11 protein-coding genes are annotated in these 10,694 nt (G+C 41.3%); 4 read left to right on the forward strand and 7 right to left on the reverse strand.

Annotation, left to right across the window (positions count from 1 at the left end):
* Positions 1 to 38: 38 nt before the first annotated feature.
* The 3 genes from leuB to NSMS1_RS35180 all read right to left on the reverse strand — a co-directional run bounded on the left by leuB (position 39) and on the right by NSMS1_RS35180 (position 2,057).
* Positions 39 to 1,127, reverse strand: a complete 1,089-nt coding sequence (leuB, locus tag NSMS1_RS25650) for a 3-isopropylmalate dehydrogenase (protein WP_224087495.1) — start codon at positions 1,125 to 1,127, stop codon at positions 39 to 41.
* 95 nt (positions 1,128 to 1,222) lie between these two features.
* Positions 1,223 to 1,789: an HD domain-containing protein gene (locus NSMS1_RS25655; RefSeq protein WP_224087496.1), complete on the reverse strand. Its 567-nt coding sequence runs from the start codon at positions 1,787 to 1,789 to the stop codon at positions 1,223 to 1,225.
* 142 nt (positions 1,790 to 1,931) lie between these two features.
* Positions 1,932 to 2,057: a hypothetical protein gene (locus NSMS1_RS35180; protein ID WP_263432598.1), complete on the reverse strand. Its 126-nt coding sequence runs from the start codon at positions 2,055 to 2,057 to the stop codon at positions 1,932 to 1,934.
* A 67-nt stretch (positions 2,058 to 2,124) separates the two neighbouring features.
* Here NSMS1_RS35180 and NSMS1_RS25660 point away from each other — a divergent pair, with 67 nt between their 5' ends.
* Positions 2,125 to 2,661, forward strand: coding sequence for a hypothetical protein (locus NSMS1_RS25660; RefSeq protein WP_224087497.1), 537 nt, complete (start codon positions 2,125 to 2,127; stop codon positions 2,659 to 2,661).
* Positions 2,662 to 3,009: 348 nt separating this feature from the next.
* Here the strand turns inward: NSMS1_RS25660 and NSMS1_RS25665 are convergent, their stop codons facing one another.
* The 4 genes from NSMS1_RS25665 to NSMS1_RS25680 form a co-directional block, all read right to left on the reverse strand.
* The gene (locus tag NSMS1_RS25665) at positions 3,010 to 3,276 is read right to left on the reverse strand and encodes an NIL domain-containing protein (RefSeq protein WP_224087498.1); all 267 of its coding nucleotides are present in this window, start codon (positions 3,274 to 3,276) and stop codon (positions 3,010 to 3,012) included.
* 149 nt (positions 3,277 to 3,425) lie between these two features.
* Positions 3,426 to 4,301, reverse strand: a complete 876-nt coding sequence (gene cysW / locus NSMS1_RS25670; protein ID WP_224087499.1) for a sulfate ABC transporter permease subunit CysW — start codon at positions 4,299 to 4,301, stop codon at positions 3,426 to 3,428.
* A complete protein-coding gene (gene cysT / locus NSMS1_RS25675) occupies positions 4,288 to 5,157 on the reverse strand; it encodes a sulfate ABC transporter permease subunit CysT (protein WP_224087500.1) in 870 nt (289 codons plus the stop codon). Before cysT ends, cysW begins: the two co-directional genes overlap by 14 nt.
* A gap of 111 nt (positions 5,158 to 5,268) precedes the next feature.
* The gene (locus NSMS1_RS25680; protein ID WP_224087501.1) at positions 5,269 to 6,414 is read right to left on the reverse strand and encodes a sulfate ABC transporter substrate-binding protein; all 1,146 of its coding nucleotides are present in this window, start codon (positions 6,412 to 6,414) and stop codon (positions 5,269 to 5,271) included.
* A gap of 559 nt (positions 6,415 to 6,973) precedes the next feature.
* On the opposite strand from NSMS1_RS25680, the gene NSMS1_RS25685 reads away from it, so the two are divergent.
* The 3 genes from NSMS1_RS25685 to NSMS1_RS25695 all read left to right on the forward strand — a co-directional run bounded on the left by NSMS1_RS25685 (position 6,974) and on the right by NSMS1_RS25695 (position 10,659).
* A complete protein-coding gene (locus tag NSMS1_RS25685) occupies positions 6,974 to 8,110 on the forward strand; it encodes a sulfate ABC transporter substrate-binding protein (protein ID WP_224087502.1) in 1,137 nt (378 codons plus the stop codon).
* A gap of 186 nt (positions 8,111 to 8,296) precedes the next feature.
* Positions 8,297 to 8,629, forward strand: coding sequence for a hypothetical protein (locus NSMS1_RS25690; protein ID WP_224087503.1), 333 nt, complete (start codon positions 8,297 to 8,299; stop codon positions 8,627 to 8,629).
* Between the two features lie 80 nt (positions 8,630 to 8,709).
* Positions 8,710 to 10,659, forward strand: a complete 1,950-nt coding sequence (locus NSMS1_RS25695) for a CHASE3 domain-containing protein (protein ID WP_224087504.1) — start codon at positions 8,710 to 8,712, stop codon at positions 10,657 to 10,659.
* Positions 10,660 to 10,694 lie beyond the last annotated feature (35 nt).

The raw sequence follows: 10,694 nt of genomic DNA on the forward strand, positions 1-10,694 counted from the left end.
TCCAGAGTTGGTTGCCAATTTGGCGTTTTCCCTGAAAATTATTCTTTTTCTAAGGCAGTTATAAGCGAGTCACCCATTGCCCGGCAACCTAAAAGATTCATACCCACTGACATTATATCGCCTGTGCGATCGCCTTGCTCTAGAACTTGTAATACAGCTTGTTCGATTTTGTCTGCTGCTTTGGGTTGGTCTAAGGCGTAGCGTAACATCATCGCCGCACTCAACACTTGGGCGAGGGGGTTGGCTTTATCAAGTCCGGCGATATCTGGAGCAGAACCGTGGACTGGTTCAAACACTCCCGGCCCCGATGCGCCAAGACTAGCGGAAGGTAACATACCGATACTACCCGTGAGCATAGCGGCCGCATCAGAGAGGATATCACCGAATAAATTACCTGTGACGATAGTATCGAATTGCTTAGGCGCACGTACTAACTGCATAGCTGCATTATCTACATATAGATGTGAGAGTTCCACATCGGGGTATTCTTGGGAAAGTTTGGTAATGCGATCGCGCCACAATTGAGATACTTCTAATACATTGGCTTTATCCACCGAGCAAAGTTTACCCCGACGTTTCCGCGCCGTCTCAAAAGCTACCCTACCAATTCTGTCAATTTCTGATTCACTATAAACCATCGTATTGACACCGCGTTTCTCACCAGTCTCAGTTTCAAAAATCCCCTTGGGTTTGCCAAAGTAAATTCCCCCAGTGAGTTCGCGCACCACCATAATATCTACCCCTTCCACAACTTCCCGCTTTAAGGTAGAAGCATCAATTAACTGGGGTAAAATTTGGGCTGGGCGTAAATTCGCAAATAACCCTAAGCCAGCGCGTAGTCCTAATAAACCCGCTTCTGGGCGTTGGTGCGAGGGTAGGGAGTCCCACTTGTAACCACCAATAGCGGCGAGTAATACAGCATCACTGTTGCGGCAAGTTTCTAAAGTAGCGGCTGGTAGAGGTTCGCCAGTAGCGTCAATTGCTGCACCGCCAATTAAAGCTTCTTGGAAATCAAACAAAATATCGAATTGCTGCCCTACGACTTTCAGCACATCTACCGCCACTGCCATAATTTCAGGGCCAATACCATCGCCAGGAAGTAGGGTAATTCGGTAGTTCTGAGTCATAGCTAGATTTTTATTTTGGTAAATGCTTGCAGATTAAATATCATACCGAGCAAGTGTACCAAGATAATTCGTAATTCGTAATTCGTAATTCGTAATTATTTTTTTTGTTCGAGTTCTTGAACAACTCGGATAAATTCCTCTGTCATCCAATCTGAGCCTGTTTCTGTGTATATTTGCTGTAACTCTCTGTAAAACCACAAAGTACCTTCGCTACCTGCTTTAAACTCGCTCCAGATGCTACTACCCCGTAGTTGATAGTCGGCGAGTAAAGAACGTGCATTGTGTAGCTTATCGGCTAAAGATACTCGCCGGATAGAGGGTGAGGCATGACGTAGGTTAGTTAAATATCTTTGCTTGCGTTCCATCCAAGGTGGTTTCGGTTCAGTATCGCATTCAGTGCAACCATCAACTATAGCTACTACCGCCTCACCAAAAAATCGCCCCACCTCCTCACGAGTAGACTTACCCCCTTGGTCTTCAATACTATCGTGTAATAAGGCAGCGATCGCTTCCTCCTCCGTTCCCCCAGCCTCCAGTACCAAAGCTGCCACACTCAACAAATGCGCTATATAAGGTACACCACTAATCTTCCGAGTTTGCCTAGCATGAAGACGAGTAGCATAAACCAACGCCGACTCAAATTTATCAGTTAGTTTTGTCATTAGTCATTAGTCATTAGTTATTAGTAGAGTAAGTATTACTTACCAGAATCATCTTAATTTTTTAATTTGAGCGACTGAATACATCGCTAATAAAACTAGTAAAACCTCCTCGCCCCGCGCCCCTCTGCGTTTAAAAATTACTCTAATCCCGATGATAAAACTGAAACTCCTTCGCCACATCAGCCGCAATACCCTGACGTAAATCAAAAGGAAAAATCACCTCACACTTAGGTCGCCATGCCCGTAGCCGAATAATCACATTTCTCAAAGTTGTCTTATGTGGCTTTGCAAATACCGGAAAGACTTGCTTCCGCGAGGGATTAAAACAAGCACTATTGCAGATTTCCGACGCGCCGGAATATTACTTTATTTCCGGCTGTCCTGATGGCGATGGTTCTTGGTTCAGCGAAACGGCTAGACGAGATCCTGATTTAGCGGCTTATTTGAAAGCACAATACAAAGCTGGATTTACGCCAGAGTTCGCCCAATTGAAGGCGCAGGAAGTGAGGGGAGTTAATATACCGATATTCGTCTTTGATGTTGGGGGAAAAATATCCGACGAGAACCGCTTGATTATGTCGGAAGCCACCCATGCAGTGATTTTAGTTAAAGATGAAGCGGAAATTGAACCTTGGCAAAGGTTATGTGATGAGTTGAAGTTATCAGTTATTGCGATCGTTCTCAGTGACTTCTTGGGGAACAATGATGTAGTTGTGTCGAAAGAGCCAATTTTGCGGGGTACGGTGCATAAGTTACAGCGTGGCGAGGATGTATCACAGCGTCCGATGGTGCAAAGTTTGGCACAGATTTTAGTGGGGTTGTGTAGAAATTCGCTTTTAAACTTCCTGCTAGTGATGACTATTCTCCTGTAAATATTGATTATCATTGCTTCAAAAATTGGAAACCAATAGTCCCAGAGCCAGACATGGTTCTACTAATTATGATTGGAGAAATAGTAGAGACAGCTTAGGCTTATTTGGTCATTTTTTTAAATGGGATGAATAGCTAGGAAATCATAAAATAAATGATTTTGATTATATAAACGGAAAATATACTAATAAAGAAATAAGACAAAAAATATTAGGTATATTAGCGCTTATTCAAAAATTAGAATAACAAACGCCAAAGTATTTATGCAAGAGGTCTACTGTACAAAAAACCCCAGATTCACCTAGAATTTGGGGTTTTTCTTTTAATTGCAAACAGTAATACTCAAGGAATTACCAATTACCTACTTTGGTTTCATCCCAAACTTCCAACTCTAATTCTTGTAGATAGTTCAGCCCACTTTTAATTTGTGCATCTGTACCTTGTAAATCCAAATCAAACCAACCATCGCCAACAGCATTGGCTCCTAAAATCGCCGCAGCAATATTTACAGTCAAACCATATTCTGATACTAGGCGAGAAATTACAGGTTCCTGGTGATAGTCTTTAGGAATCCGTAATCGAATCCTTTTATTGGTAAGCGTTTTGTCACTAGCCATATTTGAACTCACCGATTATTTTGATTAGGGACTGAACTAGGGATGGAGAGATGGGGGAGATGAGGGAGATGAGGGAGAAAAACTATTGACTGTGGACTGTGGACTAATGACCAATGACCAATGACCAATGACCAATAACCAATAACCATTTACTCCACATCCTTAATGCGGGTTCTGCGTTCTACAATCTCTTTCAATACTAGAGTAACTACTGCTAGTAAGGCTAAGAGAACGGCCGCAGAGAAGGCTGCTTCTGTTTCGTACTGCTTGTAAGCATCTTCTACAAACAGGGGTAAACTCTGGGTTTGATTGGCAATGTTACCAGATACTACTGATACTGCACCAAATTCACCCATTGCTCTGGCGTTGGTTAAAATTATGCCGTAGAGTAAGCCCCAGCGAATACCAGGTAGGGTGACGCGCCAAAATGTTTGCCACTCACTTGCACCCAAAGTTTTGGCTGCTTCTTCTTGGTCTTTGCCAAATTCTTCTAATACGGGAATTACTTCACGAGCGACAAAGGGCATACTCACGAATGCTGTAGCTAGTACCATCCCTGGAAAGGCAAAGATGATTTTAATATCATGTGCTTCCAGCAAAGGCCCAAACCAGCCATTACGCCCATACAGTAAGACAATCATTAAGCCTGCGACTACGGGCGAAATGGAGAAGGGCAAATCGATGATACTTAATACTAAAGCACGTCCGGGAAATTTGTGACGCGCGATCGCCCAAGCTGCACATAAGCCAAATACTGTATTTAAAGGTACTGCTATTAACGCTAATAGTAGGGTTAACCAAGCGGCGCTGAGAAAGTCGCTATGGGTGAGGTTCTCGAAGAATGGCCCTATTCCTTTACTGAAGGCTTGCACAAATACGTTGAGTGCAGGGATATATTGAACTAGGGCTAAATAGGCGATCGCTACAAAAATTAAAATTGCTGGCACAAAACTGTTTTTTTGTGGAGGTCTAGCTTTTCCCTTCTCACTCCCAGATGAGTGTAATTTTGGCTCATTTACTGTCATATCTTCTTGACCACGCTTGTAACAAGTTAATTCCTAATAGCAGTACCAAAGAAATTGTTAGCAGAACTACACCAATTACTGTCGCACCGGAATAGTCATACTGCTCTAATCTTTGGAAAATCAACACTGGCGCAATCAAATCTTCATAGGGTGTATTTGAAGAAATAATTACAGTCGAGCCATACTCACCCACAGCGCGGGAAAAGCCCAAGGCAACACCAGTTAAAATCGAGGGGAACAACGGGGGTAATATCACTTTCCAAAATGTTTGCCATTGGGAAGCACCTAAAGACCAAGCTGCTTCTTCAACGTCATGTTCTACCTCTTGCAATACAGGTTGTACTGTTCTGACGATAAAGGGTAAGGAAATAAATACCATTGCCACCCAAACCCCTAAACGGGTGAATGATACTTTAATTCCTAAAGGTGTTAATAAAGAACCAATCCAGCCATTATCACTATACACTGTTGCCAGTGTTAAACCTGCAACAGAAGTTGGTAGTGCAAACGGTAAATCTACGGTAGCATCTACTATTCTTTTAAGGGGGAAATCATAGCGCACCAATACCCAAGCAATCAACGTACCAAATACGCCATTGAGCAAAGCTGCCAATAAAGAAGTAACAAAGGTGACATTATATGTAGCTAATGCAATCTCACTAGTAGCAATTCGCCAAAACTCAGAGGGCGTTTCTGTACTAGCTTTGAGAAACATGGCAATTACAGGAGCAAATAACATCACTGTTAAATATGCAATAGTAATACGCCAAGTCCAAGGCAGATTCAACGCTTTTTTTATCAATGTTTTTGATTTAGGCGTTTTATTGTCAGCTTCAGCAGTAGGAGATAAAGTCATATACAATTCAACATGAAAAAATACGTCATATTTAGCTCATTTGGTAATTGGTGATTGGTAATTGGTAACTGCTGAAAAATTTCTACCCATTACCCATTACCCATTACCCATTTACCGTTTCTTTTTGGCTTGAATTTGGTCAAAAACACCGCCATCAGCAAAGAACTTTTTATCAACTTCTGCCCAGCCACCCAAGTCTTGAACAGTACCCAAAGTTTTTACCTTGGGAAACTTATCTGCTACTTCTTTGCTTTGAGCTATTTTTTCGTCTACTGGACGAAATCCTAATTTCACAAACTCTTCTTGTGCTTCTGGTGTGTAGAGGAATTTGACAAAGCCTTCTGCCACTTCTCTAATGCCATGCTTATCGACATTCTTGTCTACCACAGCAATGGGGTTATCAATAGAAATATTGACATCAGGTATTACATAATCTACTTTAGTGCCTTTTTGCTGTGCCAGGATAACTTCATTTTCGTAATTGATTAAAGCGTCACCTTGCCCTTTGCTAAAGGTATCAGTAGCTTCCCGCGCATCTTTGGCTAAAATCGGTACGTTACGATAAACTTGACTGACAAATTCTGTTGCCTTGGCTTCATCTGCACCAGTCTTGATGGCGGAGTTCCATAAAGCTAAGAAGTTCCAGCGTGCTACACCTGAAGTTTTAGGGTCAGCTGTGATTACTTTAACACCATCTTTAGCTAAGTCTGCCCAAGTTTTGATACCTTTGGGGTTGCCTGCACGAGTAATGATTGCAGCTACAGATTTGGAAACAATACCATTATTAGGATTTTCTTGTTCCCATCCTGGCTGAATTAATCCAGCTTTCTCAATTTTTTGAGTATCTAAAGCCAAGGCCAAGTGGACAACATCTGCCTCTAAACCATCAATTACGGCACGAGTTTGTGAGCCAGAACCACCATAACTCTGCTTAAAAGTGACAGTTTGGTTATGCTCTTGCTTCCATTTTTCGACAAATTTAGGAATGATGGCCTCGTGGGCTGCTTTGGTAACAGCAAAGGAAACTAGGGTTAATTCTACATTTTGTTTGTTAGCAGCAACAGGATTAGCAGTTGGGTTTTCTGTGGCAGTATTATTGCCATTACTACCACCAGTACAGGCGGCTAACGCTACACTCAAAACCGCTCCCACCAATACTAGTGACACAAAGCCTTTTAATGAGTTCAAGCTGAATCTACGTATTGTCTGCTCTACTTTCAGTAACAATTTTTCTAAAGGACGCTGCCACAGGTTCATTTATTCTCCTTCGGGTTAATCTACAGTTAATTGATTGGAATACTAATATTACAGTTTAACGATACATAGATAATCGCAGATACTTACTCCATAAACAATAAGAAAACTTCACATTCTCGATAGAGAATATGGTAAATGAAGTAATTCTACCAGCTTACTTAGCAAGTAAAAATGCTGTTAATCTTCGGTGTCATTTGACGATCGCATTTCCCACTCTGTATTCAAAGTAACCTGTTAATATATAGCTACTTATTATTATTTGACTAAATTTAATTCGATATTTTTTAGCTAAAGTCTTCTCTAGCAAAGCTTACAGCTTCTAATGGTATCAGGAGAGCGATCGCCATTTAATAGTTCAAATATTCGTATATTCCGAAATTTTGTTTATCACTTTACTTTTTTATAACGTCGTTTTACGATAGACATACCGTAAATTAACAGTAAAAAAACGGAGCAGTAAGTTGTAGTATTTAGTACTCTTATTGCCCCGAATTTACATTGTCTTTGTCTGGAATTTGCATCGACTAATCGCAGTTAGCTACTCAGTGAAACACATCCCATGACACCTAAAATTGTATCAAGGCTCAAATCAATTGCCGAGGCAAAAAAGTCCATATCTACTAAATGGAAGACAACTCTAAGCCAACCATCTGCTTTAGTGTTAGCAGCAGGCTTGGGTTTAAGTGCTTTAATGCCATTTGCTGTCACAAATTCCCAACCTGCATCGGCAAACCAGAAGACGCAACTAATTAGCCAAGGGGGAAAAAAGGTTGAAATTACTCTAGTTTCCTACGCAGTAACAAAAGCTGCTTACGAAAAAATCATCCCTCAATTTGTTGCTAAATGGAAGCGAGAAAAGGGTCAAGATGTAGTTATTAAGCAGAGTTATGGTGGTTCAGGTTCTCAAACTCGTGCTGTTATCGATGGTTTAGAGGCTGATGTAGTCGCTTTAGCACTGGCGCTAGACACCAAAAAAATCGAGAAAGCTGGATTAATTCAACCCGGTTGGGAAAGAGAAGCACCCAACAATTCTATTGTGACTCGTTCGGTAGTGGCGATAGAAACTAGAGAAGGAAATCCCAAGAAGATTCAAAATTGGAGTGATTTAGCTAAACCGGGAATTAAAGTCATTACAGCCAACCCGAAAACTTCCGGTGGTGCGCGGTGGAACTTCTTGGCATTATGGGGCGCGATCGCTAAAAATGGAGGTAATGAAGCGCAAGCTCTAGACTATATAACCAAAGTCTATAGAAATGTGCCTGTATTACCTAAAGATGCACGGGAAGCCAGCGATGCCTTTTACAAAAAAGGTCAAGGTGATGTCCTACTAAACTACGAGAACGAAGTTATCCTCGCTGCACAACAAGGAAAAACATCACCCTCCTACGTTGTTCCTCAAGTCAACATCTCCATAGATGGCCCAGTTGCCGTTGTTGACAAAGTTGTAGATAAACGCGGTAGTCGTGCTGTTTCCGAAGCTTTCGTCAAGTTTCTTTTCACTCCAGAAGCGCAACGCGAGTTTGCTAAAGTTGGTTTTAGACCAGTTAACTCTGGTGTAGCCAAAGAAGTAGAGAAAAAATATCCCAAAGTTTCCAAACTCTACAATGTACAAAGCTTAGGCGGTTGGGACACTATACAGAAGAAATTTTTTGATGACGGCGCTATCTTTGACAAAATTCAAAGTGGACGACGTTAAGGAAACTTAACTTACATCAACTCAAAATTGAGCTAATAGGGGCGCACAAATGTGCGTCCTTAGCCGCATATAACAAATAGGTTGCCAAAATTATTTAAGACGTTTTCTTAATTCATTTGATATTTTTCCTGATGTGACTAGATAAGCCTGAATAAACAACATACAGTGAATTTATATGCTCAACTTATGGAAATGCCCCAGCGCGTATCAGTCCGCTACAAAGACGCTTCTTATAACATTGATGAGATACGCTTAAAAACCTTCCGTCTTGGGTTGCAGATTTGGGACGAACAAAGCAAACCCAGAAAGACAGAGTTGTATGAGTTTATATTAGCTTGCTTAAAACAGGTTGATCGTCAAGATAGGTTTATATTTTCACTATTATTTATCGAGTTAGCAGATGTTATCCGCGACACCTCTTTAAAGAAAACTATGAAAGAAGACTTAATTAAAGTTGCCTTTCGTGAGTTTGCTTTTGCACTAACAGATTTTGAAGATATCGCAGTTAAATCGAATTAGAGGCAGAAGGGAGAAAAACTGTTGACTTTTGACTTTTGACTATGGACTAATAACTAACAAAACCAATTAGCATAGTAAATATGCTGTTGCAAATTGCTAGAGTGATATTTCAACGTCAGCTGACTAGAGCGATCGTTTTACCTAGTGTTTTGTTATTGTCGTTTTCTGGGGTATCTTGGTGGCAAGTTAACCGCCTAATATCAGCGATGCAGTGGGTAGATCACACAGATCAGGTAATTAGTCAAGCCTACCGCACCCAAAAGCTACTGTTAGATATACAAACAGGATCGCGTGGCTATATTCTTACAGGGGAATTGGATATTTTAGCACCCTACATAGAATCTAGTCCAGCAATTGATGCTGCTTTTGAGAAACTAAAAAATCTAGTTGCTGATAATCCTAGCCAAACGCAACGACTCAAGGAACTTATATCGTTATATCAACAGTGGGATAGAATGATTGCCTTGGCTGTGGAACGGCGACGACGAGGAGAAGTTGAACCTTTGCCTGTGTTTAAGGTGCGTGAGCAACAAATGGTCTCCATGCGCCAACACATCACAGCTTTTATTGCCGTAGAAGAACAATTGCGAAATGAACGCAGTGATACTGTCCGTCAGACAACGCAACAGGTGAGTGCCACCAGCTTAATTCTAACTTTGGTCATCGGCTTTATTCTTGCTTCCTTTATTCAAAGACAGATTTTCCAGGTATCAAAAACTTATGAACATGCGCTAAGAACTGCCCTTGAACAATCAGAAATATCTCAACGTTCTGCTCAACGTCTGGCTGACTTACATGAAATTGACAGAGCAATTTTATCTGCCGCACCTGATATTCAAATTATACGAGAAGCCCTTGAAAGATTACGTAAAATAGCTGGTTGTCAACAAGCGTTTGTTGTCCTGTTCGATTTTGAAAACGGCACGGCTCAAGTAATTAGAGCTAATAACGATGATGTTTTTCAACTAGATGAAGGTATTACTCTACGAATAGAAGACTTTGCCGCGATCGCAGTTTTACAACAAAGACAACTGCGCTTAATTCCAGATATTGCTGTTTTAGAACAACGTCCAATAATTTTAGAGCGACTGTTAGCCGCCGGAGTGCATAGTTACATAGCAGTTCCGATGCGGGTGCAGGAGAATTTAATTGGTGAACTTAGCCTCGCAAGTATTGGAGTAGACGCTTTTAATCAAGAAAATCAGCAGATGGCGAGGGAAGTTGCAGAACAATTGGCGATCGCCATTCAACAATCGCAACTGCGTCAAGAACTGCAAAAATACGCAGAGAAACTAGAGCAACGTGTTGCACAACGTACTATTGAGCTACAAGAAGCTAATCAAAATTTAGAAGCTTTTAACTACTCAGTTTCTCACGACTTACGAGCGCCACTACGCACCATGCAAGGCTTTGCTCAAGCATTACTAGAAGATTACGGCAATCAACTAGATACCTTTGGACAAAGTTATCTGCGTTACATAGCAGATGGTGCGATGCAAATGGATACATTAATTACTGACTTGTTAGCATACAGCCGTCTTAGTCGTAGCGAAATTCAAATGCAGCCTACTGACTTGAATGTTGTAGTTCATCAGGCAATTAAACAAATAGAACCACAAATTCAAGAACGCCAAGCACAAGTTACAGTAGATACTCCTCTATTATCAGTCATGGCTCACCCCGCTACATTGGGGCAAGTGATTATCAACTTGTTAAATAATGCAATTAAGTTTGTTAAGCCAGATGTCTCGCCTGTAGTAAAGATATATTCTCAAGAGTATTTGCAGGAGGGGAAAAGTTGGGTAAAACTTTGGGTAATAGATAACGGTATCGGCATTGCACCAGAACACCAAGAACGGATTTTTCGTGTATTTGAAAGACTTCATGGTGTAGAAATTTATCCTGGTACTGGCATTGGTTTAGCCATTGTGCGTAAAGCCTTAGAAAAAATGGGTGGTAGTTGCGGAGTAGAATCACAACTAGGCAAAGGTAGCCGTTTTTGGATTGCCTTACCGAAAGCAGTGGGTTGAGAAGTGGGGAGTGGGGGGAGATGAGGGAGTGGGGG

It is taken from the genome of Nostoc sp. MS1, from assembly GCF_019976755.1.
Taxonomy (GTDB): Bacteria; Cyanobacteriota; Cyanobacteriia; order Cyanobacteriales; family Nostocaceae; genus Trichormus.

Coding starts and splice junctions, on each gene's coding strand:
- cysT (WP_224087500.1), bottom strand. CDS start 5,157: ATGACTTTATCTCCTACTGCTGAAGCTGACAATAAAACGCCTAAATCA.
- NSMS1_RS25665 (WP_224087498.1), bottom strand. CDS start 3,276: ATGGCTAGTGACAAAACGCTTACCAATAAAAGGATTCGATTACGGATT.
- NSMS1_RS25680 (WP_224087501.1), bottom strand. CDS start 6,414: ATGAACCTGTGGCAGCGTCCTTTAGAAAAATTGTTACTGAAAGTAGAG.
- NSMS1_RS25685 (WP_224087502.1), top strand. CDS start 6,974: ATGACACCTAAAATTGTATCAAGGCTCAAATCAATTGCCGAGGCAAAA.
- leuB (WP_224087495.1), bottom strand. CDS start 1,127: ATGACTCAGAACTACCGAATTACCCTACTTCCTGGCGATGGTATTGGC.
- NSMS1_RS25690 (WP_224087503.1), top strand. CDS start 8,297: ATGGAAATGCCCCAGCGCGTATCAGTCCGCTACAAAGACGCTTCTTAT.
- NSMS1_RS25695 (WP_224087504.1), top strand. CDS start 8,710: ATGCTGTTGCAAATTGCTAGAGTGATATTTCAACGTCAGCTGACTAGA.
- cysW (WP_224087499.1), bottom strand. CDS start 4,301: ATGACAGTAAATGAGCCAAAATTACACTCATCTGGGAGTGAGAAGGGA.
- NSMS1_RS25655 (WP_224087496.1), bottom strand. CDS start 1,789: ATGACAAAACTAACTGATAAATTTGAGTCGGCGTTGGTTTATGCTACT.